The organism is Nocardioides sp. P4_G10 (assembly GCF_056401175.1).
The window spans coordinates 35,805-51,240 of sequence record NZ_JBFUJV010000002.1 but is presented as its reverse complement, the minus strand read 5'-3'; the positions used below and the strand labels follow the sequence as shown (position 1 = coordinate 51,240).

At 72.1% G+C, this 15,436-nt stretch carries 15 protein-coding genes; 9 read left to right on the top strand and 6 right to left on the bottom strand.

Annotated features, from left to right (window positions below):
- Window positions 1-111 precede the first annotated feature (111 nt).
- The 6 genes from AC1DP1_RS03875 to AC1DP1_RS03850 all read left to right on the top strand — a co-directional run bounded on the left by AC1DP1_RS03875 (window position 112) and on the right by AC1DP1_RS03850 (window position 7,458).
- On the top strand, window positions 112-1,041 hold the full coding sequence (locus AC1DP1_RS03875; RefSeq protein WP_477505723.1) for a hypothetical protein: 930 nt from the start codon (window positions 112-114) through the stop codon (window positions 1,039-1,041).
- A 50-nt stretch (window positions 1,042-1,091) separates the two neighbouring features.
- The gene (locus tag AC1DP1_RS03870; protein ID WP_477505722.1) at window positions 1,092-1,727 is read left to right on the top strand and encodes a class I SAM-dependent methyltransferase; all 636 of its coding nucleotides are present in this window, start codon (window positions 1,092-1,094) and stop codon (window positions 1,725-1,727) included.
- 182 nt (window positions 1,728-1,909) lie between these two features.
- Window positions 1,910-3,802 carry an anthranilate synthase family protein gene (locus AC1DP1_RS03865; RefSeq protein WP_477505721.1) on the top strand — a complete coding sequence of 631 codons (1,893 nt, stop codon included), beginning with the start codon at window positions 1,910-1,912 and terminating at the stop codon, window positions 3,800-3,802.
- A 44-nt stretch (window positions 3,803-3,846) separates the two neighbouring features.
- Complete coding sequence (locus AC1DP1_RS03860; RefSeq protein ID WP_477505720.1) at window positions 3,847-5,613, top strand: sulfatase-like hydrolase/transferase; 1,767 nt, start codon at window positions 3,847-3,849, stop codon at window positions 5,611-5,613.
- A gap of 25 nt (window positions 5,614-5,638) precedes the next feature.
- Window positions 5,639-6,199: an anthranilate synthase component II gene (locus AC1DP1_RS03855; protein WP_477505719.1), complete on the top strand. Its 561-nt coding sequence runs from the start codon at window positions 5,639-5,641 to the stop codon at window positions 6,197-6,199.
- Complete coding sequence (locus AC1DP1_RS03850) at window positions 6,196-7,458, top strand: anthranilate synthase component I family protein (protein WP_477505718.1); 1,263 nt, start codon at window positions 6,196-6,198, stop codon at window positions 7,456-7,458. Before AC1DP1_RS03855 ends, AC1DP1_RS03850 begins: the two co-directional genes overlap by 4 nt.
- Here AC1DP1_RS03850 and AC1DP1_RS03845 read toward each other — a convergent pair.
- The 5 genes from AC1DP1_RS03845 to AC1DP1_RS03825 all read right to left on the bottom strand — a co-directional run bounded on the left by AC1DP1_RS03845 (window position 7,455) and on the right by AC1DP1_RS03825 (window position 11,487).
- A complete protein-coding gene (locus AC1DP1_RS03845; RefSeq protein WP_477505717.1) occupies window positions 7,455-8,849 on the bottom strand; it encodes a sensor histidine kinase in 1,395 nt (464 codons plus the stop codon). The two genes, AC1DP1_RS03850 and AC1DP1_RS03845, sit on opposite strands and share 4 nt — an antisense overlap.
- A gap of 61 nt (window positions 8,850-8,910) precedes the next feature.
- Window positions 8,911-9,606, bottom strand: a complete 696-nt coding sequence (locus AC1DP1_RS03840; protein WP_457184582.1) for a response regulator transcription factor — start codon at window positions 9,604-9,606, stop codon at window positions 8,911-8,913.
- A 101-nt stretch (window positions 9,607-9,707) separates the two neighbouring features.
- Window positions 9,708-10,571: a fructosamine kinase family protein gene (locus tag AC1DP1_RS03835; RefSeq protein ID WP_477505716.1), complete on the bottom strand. Its 864-nt coding sequence runs from the start codon at window positions 10,569-10,571 to the stop codon at window positions 9,708-9,710.
- Window positions 10,571-11,098 (bottom strand): low molecular weight protein-tyrosine-phosphatase, encoded by a 528-nt coding sequence (locus tag AC1DP1_RS03830; protein WP_477505715.1) that lies wholly within the window; start codon window positions 11,096-11,098, stop codon window positions 10,571-10,573. Before AC1DP1_RS03830 ends, AC1DP1_RS03835 begins: the two co-directional genes overlap by 1 nt.
- Window positions 11,098-11,487 carry a phage holin family protein gene (locus AC1DP1_RS03825; RefSeq protein ID WP_457184579.1) on the bottom strand — a complete coding sequence of 130 codons (390 nt, stop codon included), beginning with the start codon at window positions 11,485-11,487 and terminating at the stop codon, window positions 11,098-11,100. Before AC1DP1_RS03825 ends, AC1DP1_RS03830 begins: the two co-directional genes overlap by 1 nt.
- A gap of 44 nt (window positions 11,488-11,531) precedes the next feature.
- Between AC1DP1_RS03825 and AC1DP1_RS03820 the strand changes: the two genes are divergently transcribed.
- Window positions 11,532-12,107: a VanZ family protein gene (locus tag AC1DP1_RS03820; RefSeq protein WP_477505714.1), complete on the top strand. Its 576-nt coding sequence runs from the start codon at window positions 11,532-11,534 to the stop codon at window positions 12,105-12,107.
- A 10-nt stretch (window positions 12,108-12,117) separates the two neighbouring features.
- Entirely contained in the window at window positions 12,118-13,200 is a 1,083-nt protein-coding gene (gene hisC / locus AC1DP1_RS03815) for a histidinol-phosphate transaminase (protein WP_457184577.1), read from the top strand.
- A 150-nt stretch (window positions 13,201-13,350) separates the two neighbouring features.
- On the opposite strand, the gene AC1DP1_RS03810 is transcribed toward hisC, so the two are convergent.
- Window positions 13,351-14,136: a metallophosphoesterase gene (locus tag AC1DP1_RS03810; RefSeq protein WP_477505713.1), complete on the bottom strand. Its 786-nt coding sequence runs from the start codon at window positions 14,134-14,136 to the stop codon at window positions 13,351-13,353.
- 45 nt (window positions 14,137-14,181) lie between these two features.
- Here AC1DP1_RS03810 and AC1DP1_RS03805 point away from each other — a divergent pair, with 45 nt between their 5' ends.
- Complete coding sequence (locus AC1DP1_RS03805) at window positions 14,182-15,171, top strand: glutathione S-transferase family protein (protein ID WP_477505712.1); 990 nt, start codon at window positions 14,182-14,184, stop codon at window positions 15,169-15,171.
- Window positions 15,172-15,436 lie beyond the last annotated feature (265 nt).

Sequence of the window (15,436 nt, the reverse complement as noted above, 5' to 3'; positions counted from 1 at the left end):
TTCACGAAGGGCCTGCACGGCACCACCACGAGACGGCGCGGCCGTCACGACATCGGGAGGCTCATGGACCGGCTGAGGCGCGGGGACGACCGGCGAGGCGACCGCAGGTCCGTGACCGTCCTGGCGGCGTTCGTGCTGGTGGGACTGACGGCGTGCACCGGGGAGCCGGTGGCGGACTCCTTGGCCCCGGGGGCCCCGCAGGCCGACGTGACCGCCCCGGCCGCTGTCCCGCAGCCTGCCGTGACCGCTCCGGTCGCGGCCGACCCGACGGCGCCGGCGGTGACGGCCCCTGCCCTCGGCACACCGCCTCCCACGGCTGAGCCGTCGTCTCCGACCGGGTCCGCACCGGAGTGGGAGGTGATCTTCAACGACGAGTTCGACGGTCCCGCCGGCACGGCTCCCAGCCAGTGGCATCCGCTGGCCGGGTGGAACGGCGCGTCCCTGGACGGCCAGGGACGGCTGCAGGTCGATCGCCTCGCGCAGCTGCGCTCGGTCTCCGGCTGGTCACTTCCGGCCGGCACCCGCGTGCGCACCACGGTGAGCGTGGTGATGCCCGACACAGGCAGCAACTACGCGGCCTTCTGGGTCCAGCACCCCAGCCCCGCCGACCCCCGTGAGATCGACGTCATCGAGAGCTACGGACCGTCGAAGCCTGCGGGCGCCCAGGTGGGCTCGCACATCTGCTACGACGACTCACCCGAGACGGCGTCCAACGCCTGCGCGGCGACCGGCCGAGGGCCCGAGCTCTGGCCGGTCGCGGACGCCTTTCCCAAGGGCGCTGGGCCGTGGGACGTCTCGTGGGAGTACGCGGCCGAGTTCACCATCGGCGGGGACACCGTGAGGTTCTCGGCAGCGGACGGCACGGGCAATGAGCTCTACAGCGTCAACACGCTCCCCGACCCCCGCCGTGTCCCCAGCAACACGATCCCGCTCCACCTGAGGCTGTCCAACAAGGACGTCGTTCCGCGGTACGCCGTGGCCGGCGGACAGCAGCACAGCATGTTCGTCGACTGGGTCAGGGTCGAGGTCGACTACCCGTAGCTGCGAGGACGACGCCGCTCCACGCGGCATGCGACGTAGGGTCTCCTCCCATGAGCCTAGGAACCACGGTGCGGGCAGCCCTCGGGCCACTGGCTGGGCCGCTCGCGGAGAAGTACCGGGACATGTACATCCGGCTGGACGACCTGGCCGAGTCGCTCGCGTCCATGGCACCGTCCGCGCGGCGGGTCGCAGAGATCGGTTGCGGCTACGGGGACGCCGCCAACGAGCTGATGCGTCGGCTTCCGGATGCTGAGTACGTGGGGGTCGACGTCGAGCACCCCTCACCCGGGAGCCTGTACACGGCTGGGGCGCCTGCCACGTTCACGAAGCAGACCAGCACGGAGCTGCTCGCACAGCACGGCAGCACGTTCGACCTGGTCCTGGTCGTCGACGTCATCCACCACGTGCCGAGCGAGCTCCGCGCCCAGCTCATGCGCGATGCGGCAGACCTGGTGGCACCAGGAGGCATCCTCGCCGTGAAGGACTGGGAGCGAGGGCGTGACTTCTGGTCGGCTGCCTGCTGGTTCTCGGACTACTACCTGAGCGGCGACAAGGGGGTCCAGTTCGAGGAGCTCGCCGAGCTACGACGCATCACCGAGCCCGTTGGCGAGTGGACCCTCGTGGGCGAGTCCAGAGTTCCGCCGCGACGGCAGAACGTGCTGTTCACCTGGCGCCGGGCATCCTGACCAGGCCCCCGACCTCGTCGCGGCTGATCGGCGCCGCCGCCGGAGCCCGAGCAGCTGTCGAATCGAGGGTCACGTCGAGCCCGACACGTACATCCGCCTGGACGACCTGGCGGAGTCACTGGCCCGCGCCCCCGGCTGAGACGCCCGGCCCTGCACGGATCGTCCCACCGTAGGGTTCGGCCATGACCCAGACCCCAGCCGTCCGAGACCTCCTGGAGCAGATCCAGGGGCACGGGGCGTGGGCGGTCATCCGGCGCAAGGCGTCACCGACGGCGGGCCTGATCGGCGGTACGCCGCACGAGGTCGCGAGCCTGCTCGACATCCCGCTCGAGAGCGGTACGCCGGAGCCGGGCCGGAGCGCGGACCGGCTGGTCGCCGTGCCGTTCCGGCAGGTGCGCGAGCGTGGCTTCGCCGCCATCGACGACGGCGCCCCGTTGACGGTCGTCGACATCGAGGCCGAGCACGAGGTGTCGGTCGACGACCTGCTCGCGGCGCTGCCCGACGCGCCGATCGAGTTCGCCGACCGCGGTGGGTTCGCCACCACCGACGAGGACTACGGGAAGGTCGTCGAGGCGATCATCCGCGACGAGATCGGCCAGGGCGAGGGGGCGAACCTCGTCATCGGCCGCCACTACCGCGCCGTCGTCGCCGACTGGGACGCCGCGAAGGCGCTGACGGTGCTGCGTCGCCTCATGGAGCGCGAGCGCGGCGCCTACTGGACCTTCTGCTTCTTCACCGGCGAGCGCTTCCTCATCGGCGCCAGCCCGGAGCGCCACGTCTCGGTCCGCAAGGGCGACGTACGGATGAACCCGATCTCCGGGACGTTCCGGGTGGCGGGCCACGGCGACGCGCTCAAGGAGCGGCTGCTCGACTTCCTCGCCGACGAGAAGGAGGTCTTCGAGCTCTTCATGGTGGTCGACGAGGAGCTCAAGATGATGTGCGACATCTGCCACGAGGGTGGCCAGGTGCTCGGACCGTTCCTCAAGCCGATGACGCACCTGATCCACACGGAGTACCTCCTCGCCGGCCGCTCCGACCGCGACCACCGCGAGATCCTGCGCGACACGATGTACGCCGCGACGGTGACGGGCGCACCCGTCGAGAACGCCTGCCGGCTGATCGCCGACTACGAGCCCGAGGGCCGCGGCTACTACGGCGCCGCGCTCGCCCTCTTCGGCCGCTCGCCCGACGGCACCCCCACGATGGACAGCCCGATCCTGATCCGCACCGCCGACGTCTCGCCCGCGGGCGAGCTCAAGGTGACGGCCGGCGCGACGCTGGTGCGCGACTCCGACGCCACCTACGAGGTGGCCGAGACGCGGGCAAAGGCCGGGGGCATCCTCAGCGCCTTCGGCCTGGCGCCGGCGGCGACCTCCGACGGCACCGACATCGCCGAGCTGGCGCGCGACGAGGACGTCGTGCTCGCCCTCGGCACCCGCAACCAGCGGCTCTCCCGCTTCTGGCTGACCGACCAGGCCGGCGAGCCGGCCGACCCGGGGCTGGCCGGGAAGTCGGTGGTCATCCTCCACGGCGAGGACGACTTCGTGAACATGCTCGTCCACGTGCTGGGGGTCTTCGGGATGACCGCCCGCGTCGTGCGGCACGAGGACTACGCGGCCGGGGCCTTCGACGGCGCCGACCTGGTCATCGTCGGACCCGGACCGGGCGACCCGCGCGAGGGCGACCACCCGAAGATCGCGTCGTTCCGCCGCGCCGTCGACGAGCTGCTCGCCTCGCAGCAGCCGTTCCTCGCGGTGTGCCTGGGCCACCAGACGCTCTGCCAGCGCCTCGGCCTCGACCTCGGTTACAAGGACGTGGTCTTCCAGGGCACCCAGTCGCCGGTCCGGCTCGACGGCCGCACGGAGCGCGTGGGCTTCTACAACACCTTTGTCGGCCGGGTCCCCGAGGGAGCGGCGCTGCCGGACGGCGTACGTGTCGAGGCAGACGAGGCCACGGGCGACGTCCATGCGATCGTCGGGCCGCACTACCGCGGCATCCAGTTCCACGCCGAGTCGATCCTCACCGAGAACGGCTACGACCTGCTCCACTCGGCGGTGCGCGACCTCCTCGTCTGAGCACGTCGGCTGAAGTCGAGCAAACGTGTAGACATTAATTCGGCGTGGCAGGCAACGAATCGGTGACGTGCGACGTCACCCTTGTAGCCGGCTCGGGACACGACGGGGGAGCAGTGGGGATCTTCAAGGGAGCGTGGGCAGGCGTGTGCCTGTTCGCGCTGATGGCATGCGGTGCGACCGGGGGCACGGGCAGATCCGCGCCTGACGACGCCGCGCCGCAGCGCGTGACGAGCAGTGCGTCGGAGGCGGCCGAGCTCGCGCCGGCGGCGTCACGGGCCGCGCAGCCCAACATCGTCGTGGTGATGCTCGACGACTTCTCGATGGACCTCGTGCAGACGATGCGCTCGGCGCAGCAGATGCGGAAGGCCGGCGCGAGCTATCCGCACTCGTTCGTCACCGACTCCCTGTGCTGCGTGTCGCGGTCGAGCTTCTTCACCGGCCAGTACCCGCACCAGACCGGCGTCCGCACCAACACGTCCAACAAGGGCACGTCGAAGCTCGGCGGCTGGCCCGCCTACGACACCCACGGCAACCCCGAGCGCGCGTTCAACGTGCGGCTCCAGCAGGCCGGCTACAACACCGGGTTCGTCGGCAAGTTCCTCAACGAGTACGAGTGGTCGCCGGGTCGGGCCCTCCCGCCGGTCGTGCCAGGCTGGACGACCTTCAACACCGTCTTCGGCTCCGCCTACGACGGCTGGGACTTCGCCAGCACGTCCCTCGTCGACCAGCGACTCCGCCTGGTGCAGCACCCCGCACCCCCGGCCAGCGCGAGCAACTCGGTCAAGGACAAGACCTACGCCGGCGCGGTGATCGGCGACATGGCGATGGACTTCGTCACCGCCAACGAGGCCGCGGGCGCGCCGTACTTCCTCGAGGTGGCGCTCTACGCGCCGCACAACCGCACCAACCCCGAGGGCCACTACGCCGGCGACCCGCTCTTCCCGCCGATGTTCCGCGACCGCACCGGCAAGCGCAGCTGCGGCCGCGTCGCCTGCGGCAAGCTGACCGTCGACGACCTGCCCGGCTTCGCCGACCCGCGCTTGGACAACCGTCCGCGCCTGGCGAACGGCAAGCGGGCCCGGGCGTGGAACACCACCCGCACCCTGCCCGCCGCGGCCGCTGTCCGCGACCTCCGCGACCGCGCGCGGATGGCGCAGTCGGCCGACCGGCTGGTCAAGCGGATCCTCGCCTCCGTCGGCCCGAACACCTACGTCGTGCTCACCTCCGACAACGGGTTCCACCTCGGCCAGAACGGCATGGGTCGCGGCAAGGGGACGCCGTACGACACCGACGTCCGCGTCCCACTGCTCGTCACCGGGCCGGGCGTCGTGCCCGGCACGCGCAAGGAGGTCACCAGCAACATCGACCTCGCCCCGACCTTCGAGGAGCTCGCCGGGCTCGCACCCGCGCCCTACCGCAGCGGCCTCTCGCTCGTCCCGACCCTGGCCGACCCGAAGCTGGTGCGGCAGTCCCACGCCTTCCTCGAGCACACCCAGCAGACGCTGACGGGCAACGACCCCGACGCGGCGTTCAGCGGCTCGGAGCTCGACCGGATCCCGTCCTACACCGCGGTGCGGAGCCGCACGGCGCTGCTCGCGAGGTTCGACCTCGACCCGCGGCCCGGCAAGGTCACGTGGGGCTACGAGTACTACAGCTACAAGCGCGACAAGTTCGAGCGGCGCAACACCTTCGCCACCAAGAAGCGGGCCCCCGAGGTCGCGGCGCTGATGGCGAAGCTCACCGCCTTCGACGGCTGCCAGGAGGTCGGCGACCAGCCGGTGTCGGAGGCGTGCCGCGTCCTACGGCAGTAGCGCCCGCTGCCACTACTGTCGCAGCGTGCACCCGGACGTGATCGTGGTCGACCACCACGACTCCTACACGTGGAACCTGGTGCACCTGGTGGCCCGGGTGACCGGCGTGCTGCCGCGGGTGGTGCAGCACGACGAGGTCACCGCCGAGGAGGTGCTCGCCCACTCGCACGTCGTGCTGTCGCCGGGCCCCGGCCACCCGTCGTCGCCGACGGACTTCGCGGTGGGCCCGGAGGTGCTGCGGGCCGGCACCCGCCCCGTGCTCGGCGTCTGCCTGGGCATGCAGGGACTGGTGACGGCGTACGGCGGCACGGTGCGGCGGCTGCCCCCGGCGCACGGCGACGTCGCGACGGTCCGGCACGACGGAGCGGGGGTCTTCTCCGGTCTGCCGCAGGACTTCGCCGCCGTCCGCTACCACTCGCTCGGCGCCGTCGCGCTGCCCGACGACCTCGTCGCGACCGCGTGGAGCGAGGACGGTGTCGTGATGGGCGTGCGCCACGTCTCGCTGCCGCTCGAGGGCGTGCAGTTCCACCCCGAGTCCGTCTTGTCGGAGCACGGCGAGGACCTCGTCAGGAACTTTCTCCGATGACCGATCCCGTCTCGTTCTTCCGCTCCGTCGCGGAGCGGCACGCTCGCTGCTTCTGGCTCGACGGCGGCGGCGCGCGCGAGTGGTCGGGCCGGCGCTCGATCATCGGCTGGCTCGACGAGGACGACGAGTCCCTGTCGTGGTCGGCCGCCCGCCGCGAGGTCACCCTGCACACCGGCGGGTTTGCGACCGTCGTCGGTGACGACGTCTTCGCCGTGCTCGAGCACCGCATCGCGGCGGGGGAGCAGTGGTTCGGCTACCTCGGCTACGCCTCGCGCACCGACCTCCCCGCCACCCCTGACCCGACCCTCCCCGACGCCGTGTGGATGCGGCCGCGCGCGGTGCGGGTGTTCGAGCACGAGGTCGGTCCGGCGTCCCAGCGATCCCCGGTCGACCGGGGATCGCTGAGCTTGTCAGGCCGTGCACGGGCCGACAACGTGCAGGAAGGGCCGACAACCCCCTACGTCGACGCGTTCGCGCGCGTCCAGGAGCACCTCCACGCCGGCAACTCCTACGAGGTCAACCTCACCCACCGACTCTCCCGCCAGTCCGACCTCGACCCGGTGACGGCGTACCTCCGGCTGCGCGAGCTCAACCCGGCGCCGTACAGCGGCTTCCTCCAGCACGACGTCGACGGCGCGCGCGCCTGGCTGCTGTCGAGCTCGCCGGAGAGGTACGCCCTCGTCACCGCCGACCGGCACCTGGAGACCAAGCCGATCAAGGGCACCACCCCGCGCGGCGCGACCGTCGAGGAGGACGAGCACCACCGCGAGCGGCTCGCGCGCGACCCGAAGACGCGCGCGGAGAACCTGATGATCGTCGACCTGCTCCGCAACGACCTGTCGGTGGTGTGCGAGGTCGGGTCGGTCGAGGTGCCGGTCCTGATGGAGGTCGAGTCCTACGAGTCGGTCCACCAGCTCGTGTCGACGGTCCGCGGGCGGCTGCGCGACGACGTCTCGACGGTCGCCGCGCTGCGCGCGCTCTTCCCGGCCGGCTCCATGACGGGCGCGCCCAAGCTGCGCACCATGGAGATCGTCGAGGAGGTCGAGTCGAGCCCGCGCGGGGCGTACGCCGGCGCGTTCGGCTGGATCAGCGGCGACGGCCCGGCCGACCTCGGCGTCGTGATCCGGTCGCTGATGACCGACGGCAGCGGCACCTGGACCCTCGGCACCGGCGGCGGCATCACCGTGAAGTCCGACGTCGCCGAGGAGTGGGCCGAGTCGGAGTGGAAGGCCGAGCGGCTACTGCGGGTCTTCGACTAACCCGGCGTGACAGCGCCGACGCCGGGCAGCCAGAGCGCGAACCGCGCCCCACCGCCGGGGGCCTCGGTCACCTGGAGCTGGCCGCCGTGGCGGTCGATCACCTGGCGCACGATGGCCAGGCCGAGGCCGGAGCCGGGCATCGCCCGCGACTCCTCGGCCCGGTAGAAGCGCTCGAAGACGTGCGGACGGTCGGCCTCGGCGACACCCGTGCCCTGGTCGTCGACGGTGAGCACACCATCGGTCAGCCGCACGAAGACGGTGCCCTCCGGCGGGCTCCACTTGGCGGCGTTGTCGAGCAGGTTGGTGACCGCTCGCTCGAGGCTGTTGGTGTCGCCGACGACCCGCCACGGGTCGAGCTCGACGTCGAAGGACACACCCTGAGCGCGACGGCGGACGCGCGTCACCGCCCGCTCGACGACGTCGGCGAGGTCCACCTCGGCGACCACCCGGGTCGTCGGCTCGTCGCGTGCGAGCTCGACCAGGTCGCCGACGAGCGCGCTGAGCTCCTCGATCTGGCCGCGGACGTCGTCGAGCAGCTCGAGCCGGGCGCCGGCCGGGAGTGCCGTGTTGCCCTCGGCCTGGCGGAGCAGGTCGAGGTTGGTGCGCAGCGACGTGAGCGGCGTACGGAGCTCGTGGCTGGCGTCGGCGACGAGCCGGCGCTGGCGGTCGCGGGAGGCGCCGAGAGCGAGCAGCATCTGGTTGAACGCGGTGGCGAGGCGGGCGACCTCGTCGTCACCCTCCACGCGCAACGGTCTCAGGTCCTCGGTCATCGCGATGTGCTCGACCCTGGAGGTGAGCCGACGCAGGGGCCGCAGCCCGTTGCGGGCCACCAGCCAGCCGGCGAGCAGCGCCGCCAGCACGCCGAGCGCGCCGAAGACGAACAGCACCCCGCCGAGCTTCTCCAGGGTCCGGTCGTTGGGGGCCAGCGGCTGGGCGAGGATCAGGGCGGCGCCGTTGTTGGCCTGCACGGTCGCGACCCGGAACCGCTCACCTTCCCTCGTCACCAGGGTGCGCACCGCGGACTCGCGCTGGCCGGTCGCGACCTCGTACTCCGGGCGGCCGAGCGTGAAGTCGGGCACGTCGTCGCCGGTGACCGCCTGCCCCTCGGCGGTGATGAAGATGATCCGGACGTCAGCAGCGCCCAGCACCCAGCCGGGAACCCCGCCCGCAGTGATCTTCGACAGGGTGGTGAAGGCGGTCGCCTTGTGCGCGCGGTTGAGCAGCGACTGGTCGAGCGAGCTCATCATCTGCTGGCGCATCACCACGAAGGCCGTGAACGCCATGACGGCGATCGAGAGGCCGACCGCGACCGTGGTGAGCACGGCGACGCGTGACGCGAGCGACCTGCGGTAGTGCCAGCGCCCGTCGGGCCAGGCGGTGGCGGTGCTCATGCGGGGTCCCCGCGACGTTGTTCGGGGGAGCGCAGCGGAGGAGAAGAACGCCGTGGGGTGCTCATGATTCCTTCAGCACGTAGCCGACGCCGCGCACGGTCTGGATCAGCCGCGACTCGCCCTCGGCCTCGGTCTTGCGGCGCAGGTAGCCTACGTAGACCTCCAGCGAGTTGGCGCTGGTGGGGAAGTCGTAGCCCCAGACCTCCTCGAGGATGAACGAGCGGTCGAGCACCCGGCGCGGACGGCGGAGGAACATCTCCAGCAGGGTGAACTCGGTGCGGGTCAGCTCGATCGGCCGACCACCGCGCGCCACGTCACGGCTCGCGACGTCCATGGTGAGGTCGGAGAAGGTGAGCACCTCGTTCTCCCCGTCGCCGTCGGGCACGACGCGGCGCAGCAGCGCCCGCAGCCGAGCCAGCAGCTCCTCCAGGGCGAACGGCTTGGTGAGGTAGTCGTCGGCCCCGGCGTCGAGGCCCTCGACCCGGTCGCCCACCGCGTCGCGCGCGGTCAGGACCAGGATCGGTACGTCGTTGCCGGCTGCCCGCAGCGCGCGCGTCGTCTCGATCCCGTCGAGGCGCGGCATCATCACGTCGACCACCACGACGTCGGGGTGCTGCGCTCCGACCGCCACGAGGCCCTCGGCGCCGTCGGCGGCCAGCACGACCTCGTAGCCGTTGAACTCCAGCGACCGGCGCAGGGAGTCGCGCACAGCGCGGTCGTCGTCGACGACCAGCACCCGGGGCCTGGACTCACTCACAGGCCAAGGATGCCACCAGCTCCTGAGGCGATCCTGAACGTCGAGTGCGCAGCTCTGCAGCGACCGCTACCGCGAGCGCACTCGACCGCGGCGGGCCGGGCTCAGGCGTAGCGGGCTGCGACACTCCCGGCGCGGGCGCCGTAGCCACCGCCGAACATGCACGCGTGGACGAGCAGCGGGAAGAGCTGGTGGATCCCGAGGCGGTCCTCCCAGCCCTCGGCGAGCGGCTGCGCCTCGTCGTACGCCGCCATCACCCGCGGCAGGTGGGTGAGGCCGAACAGGTGCAGCATCGCCAGGTCGAGCTCGCGGTGGCCGCCGTGGGCCGCGGGGTCGATGACGTGGATGGCGAGGTCCTGGCCCCAGAGGCAGTTGCCGTTCCAGAGGTCGCCGTGGAGGCGGGCAGGCGCCTCGTCGGGGAGCAGGCCGGTCAGCTTGCCGACCACCGCCTCGACGGCGGCCGCGTCGGTCTCCGAGATCGACCCGCGGTCGCGGGCCAGCTTGAGGTAGGGCAGCACGCGGCGCACGGCGTAGAACTCCGGCCACGAGTCGGCGGTCTTGTTGGGCAGCGGCAGCCGCCCGATGAAGCCGTCGTGGTCGAGCCCCCACCCGTCCGCGCCCGCGGCGTGGGTGGCGGCCAGCTGCTGGCCGAAGGACACGGCGGCCTCGACGGGCGTCTTCGAGCTCCGCTCGACCCACTCGACGACGACGCAGTCGCTGGCGGCGGCAAGCACCTCGGGCACCGGGACGCCGCCCTCGACCTCGGCGAGCCACCGCAGCCCGGCGGCCTCCGCCTCGAAGAAGCCCTCCGGTGCGTGGGGCAGCGTCTTCATCAGCGCGGTCTGCCCGCTGGACAGCCGCAGCCGCGTGGCCGTGGCGATGTCGCCGCCCGCCACCGGCGAGGTCGCGACCACGGCCGTGCCGAGGAGCTCCTCGGCACGCCTGGCGACCAGCGGCTGGCGAGCCATCAGGCTCGGCCCCCGCCCGCCCGGTCGCTCGTGTGGCTCTCGATCGCCGCCTGCAGGGCCGCGACGATCCCGTCGCTCGTGCGCTCGACCATTGCCAGCACCTCCTCGAACCCGTCGTCTCCACCGTAGTACGGGTCCGGGACGGCGCCACCCGGATCCACCGGATCGAAGTCGCGGAACATGCCGACTCGCTCGGTGCGTCCGCCGACGTCGGCCAGGTTGGCCTCGTCCATCACGAGCACGAGGTCGTACGCCTCGGGCCAGGTCGCGTCGTACTGCCGGGCGCGGTGCCGGCTCGCGTCGTAGCCGGCGGTGGTCAGCGTGGCCGCGGCGCGCGGGTCCATGGGGTTGCCGACGTGCCAGCCGCCCGTGCCGGACGACGCCACCTCGACGCGGTCGGCGAGGCCGGCGTCGGCGAGCCGGCTCTCCAGCACGACGTGGGCCATGGGCGAGCGGCAGATGTTGCCGAGGCAGACGAGGGCGACCCGGTAGGGACCCTCGGCGCGCTGCGGGGGGACGGCCGGCATCAGCCGCGGAACGGGATCGCGACGCGGACACCCCAGCCGACGATCGTGATGATGATCGAGCCGAGGAGCGCGTTCCAGAAGCCGTCGACGTGGAAGCCGAGGTCGAAGATGCCGGCCAGCCAGGCGGTGAACAGCAGCATCGCCGCGTTGATGACCAGCAGCAGGAAGCCCAGGGTCAGGATGATGAACGGCAGCGACAGCAGCTTGACCACGGGCTCCACGAAGGTCGACACCAGGCCGAGGATGAGCGCCACGGCCAGCACCTCGAGCCACTTGTCCTGGAGCTCGGCACTGCCGCTCGTCGCGCCCTCGAACCAGATGCCGTCCAGCAGCCAGGCCGCGACGGCAAGGCCCGCTGCGTAGGTCAGCAGCCACATCAGGAACCTCATATGACGACCCTAGCGGCCGGGGCCCGGCGGTTACGGTGTGCCGCGTGGTCACGATCGGAGGCACGGGCGTCATGGTGCTCGGCGCCCTCGCGGCGGCCGTCATCGCCGCGTTCCTCGCGACGGCGCTGCGCCCCCGGCTCGGCACCGCGTCCGCGGTCTCGGTCGCCGGCCTGCTGTGGTCGCTCGTCGCGATCGCGCTCGTGACCCTCGTGCCGACGCGCCCCGACGTCGGCATCGTGCCGGCCGAGAGCCGCAGCGAGGGGTGCTCGTGGGACTACGGCGGCCCGTCGGGCGCGGCGTTCGAGGTCCTCGGGTTCGACCAGCGGACGCTCAACGTGCTGCTCTTCGTGCCGGCCGGGATCTTCCTCGTGCTGGCCGTCGGGCGCTGGTGGTCGGGCGTCGTGCTCGGCCCCGTCGGCCTCGTCGCCCTGGCGGCGTACAGCCTCGCGATCGAGCTCACCCAGCTGCAGCTCGCCCGCCTCGACCGTGCGTGCGACGTCACCGACGTGGTCGACAACGTCCTCGGTGCCGGCATCGGTTTCGCGATCGGCCTGCTGCTGCTCCCGGTCGTCCGGCCGTGGCGGAGCCGGCAGCGACCGGAGCAGCCCGTCGCTCACTAGGGTGCGGGTCATGCCCTCCACCCCTGCGTCCCCGCAGCCCCGGCCCAACGTGCTCGCCATCCCTGCGTACGTCGCCGGCAAGCCGCCCGTCGCCCGACCCGGGCTGACGTCGTACAAGCTCTCCTCCAACGAGAACCCCTACCCGCCGCTGCCGGGCGTGCTCGACGCCGCCCGTGAGGCGGCGGCGGAGATGAACCGCTACCCCGACATGGGCAGCGCCGCGCTCTACGCCGCCCTGGCCGACACGATGGGCGTGCCGGCCGACGACGTCGCCGCCGCGACCGGCTCGGTCGCGCTGATCTACCAGCTCGTCAACGCCTTCTGCGAGCCCGGCGACGAGGTCGTCTACGCCTGGCGCTCCTTCGAGGCCTACCCGATCGCGGTCACCGCCGGCGGGGCGCGCAGCGTGCAGGTGCCGGTCACGGCCGACGGCCGCCACGACCTCGACGCGATGGCTGCTGCGGTCACCGACCGCACCAAGGTCGTCATCGTCTGCACGCCCAACAACCCGACCGGCCCGGCCGTCACGCAGTCCGAGCTCGACGCGTTCATCGCGAAGGTGCCCTCGCACGTGGTGGTCGTGGTCGACGAGGCCTACCTCGAGTTCGTCCGGATGGACGACGCCATCGACGGGATCGCCACCTACCGGCGCCATGGCAACGTCGTGCTGACGCGCACGTTCTCCAAGGCCTACGGCCTCGCCGGCTTCCGGGTCGGGTACGCCGTCGCTCCCGCACCGCTCGCGGCCGCCCTCCGGGCCGTCTCGCTGCCGTTCGGCGTCAGCCACGTCGCGCAGGCCGCCGCGATCGCCTCCCTCGAGGCGCAGGCCGAGCTGTTCGTCCGGGTCGAGGACCTCGTCGCGCGCCGTGCCGACCTGGTCGCCCGGCTGCGCGAGGTCGGCTGGGACCTGCCCGACGCGCAGGGCAACTTCGTGTGGTTCCCGCTGGGCGACCGCGCGCTCGACTTCGCCGCCGCCTGCGGCGAGGTGGGGATCTCGGTCCGCCCGTTCGCCGGCGACGGCGTCCGCGTGAGCATCGGCGAGGCCGAGGCCTTCGACCGCGTCGTCGAGGTGGCTGCCCGCTTCGCCGACTGACCCTTCCTCCTTCAGCGATCCCCGGCTGGCCGGGGATCGCTGAGGTTGTCAGGCCGTGCACGGGCCGACAACCTCAGGGAGAGCCTGACAACCCTGTGGCCCGCGGACCCCGGCTGACCGCCGGCAGCGCGGCCGCTCACACCGGGTGGGCTACCCCGAGAGGCGGGCGACCAGGCACGGACCGCCTTCGTAGATCCCGCCGTCGATGTCGAGCGCGAGGCCGTCGGCGTAGAGCCGCGGCTCGGAGTAGGAGTCGACGGGGACGCCGAAGAGGTCGCCGATGATGCTGTGGCCGTGGACGACGCGCTGCCCGCCGAGCGCGCCGAGGAGCGTCCGCGCGGCCGCGGGACCGGACGGTCCGGCGTACTCGTGGCGCCGGCCGAGGCCGACCAGCACGTCGAACCACGCCACCGGGTCGTCGCCGTCGAGGACCTCGCGCACGGTCCGGTTGACGTCGTCGACGGTGTCGCCCCACTCGAGGTAGGCCAGCGTGTCGGAGTGCATGAGGAGGTGGTCGCCGTCGAGGCCGACCGCCGGGAGCCCGGCCAGCCAGGCGAAGAGCTCGGCGTCGATGCCGTCCTGGTCGGAGGCGAGGCCGCCGTTGCGAACCCAGATCGACTCGAAGGTCCGCACGACCCCGCGGTGGACCACCTCGGTGCCGCCGAACAGCCGGGTGCCCAGGGCGATGACCTCGTGGTTGCCGAGCAGCGGGTGCACCGATCCGCCGGCCGCCGCGGCCTCGTCGACGAGCCGGCGTACGAGTGCGATCACGCCGAGCCCGTCCGGACCCCGGTCGAGGAGGTCGCCGAGGACCCACAACCTCGAGCTGCCGCCGCACCAGCGAAACTCCTCGTCGAGGAGGCCGGCCCGCTGCAGCGCGGCGGTCAGCTCGGTCAGGTGGCCGTGGGAGTCGCTGGTGGCGAAGGTCGCACTCACACCCACGAAGGTATGTCCTCGGCCGGACGCGGGTATGGTTGAAGTGTGAACGACACGGCGACGTACACGACCAAGGGCAAGCCCTTCGAGCGCGACATGTCCTACCTCCCCGACCGCGTGCTGGCGGGGGAGCGGTCGGCTGACCCGCTCGACGACGAGTTCCCGAGCGGGTCGAAGGACAGCCCGCGCGACGTGCCGGTCTGGGACGTCGAGCCCGGCCGCTACCGGCTGATCGCGGCCCGTGCCTGCCCGTGGGCGCACCGCTCGATCATCGTCCGCACGCTGCTCGGCCTCGAGGACGTCATCTCCTGGGGCGCGCCCGGCCCGACGCACGACGCCCGCAGCTGGACCTTCGACCTCGACGAGGGCGGCCGCGACCCGGTGCTCGGCATCGAGCGCCTGCAGGAGGCCTACTTCGCCCGCCAGTCCGACTACCCGCGCGGCATCACCGTGCCGGCGCTCGTCGAGGTCTCGTCGGGCCAGGTCGTGACCAACGACTTCCCGCAGATCACCCACGACCTCTCCTTCGAGTGGCGCGAGCACCAGCGTCCCGACGCCCCCGACCTGTGGCCCGCCGACCTCCGCGAGGAGATGGAGTCGGTGATGAAGCGCGTCTTCACCGAGGTCAACAACGGCGTCTACCGATGCGGCTTCGCCGGGTCGCAGGAGGCCTACGAGGACGCGTACGACCGTCTGTTCACGACGCTCGACTGGCTCGAGGACCGGCTCGCCGACCGGCGCTACCTGATGGGCGACGCGATCACCGAGGCCGACGTCCGGCTCTTCACCACGCTGGTGCGCTTCGACGCGGTCTACCACGGGCACTTCAAGTGCAACCGCAACAAGCTCACCGAGATGCCGAACCTCTGGGGCTACGCCCGCGACCTCTTCCAGACGCCAGGCTTCGCCGACGAGGTGGACTTCGACCAGATCAAGAAGCACTACTACGTCGTCCACACCGACATCAACCCGACGCAGATCGTCCCCGTCGGCCCCGACGAGTCGGGCTGGCGCACCCCGCACGGTCGCGGCTGACGCCTGCCCCACCTCGGGCACGTGGTCTGGTCCGGACCGCCCCTATCCGGACCGCTTTGCCAACGTTCGGTCAAGCCCCTCCGCAGGAAGCCCGCTGCCTCCTCGCGGTGGATTCCCGTCGTGTTCCGCTGACGCCAGTCTTCTGCCCTGAACACACACGCCGTGCCACTTGGGGCCGCACGGCGACCACGGTCGGCAGCGCTGGGGGGCGTCGGTCACCGAAGAGCTTCAGTGGGGACTACTCGCGCCAGGGGGCGGGCAATGC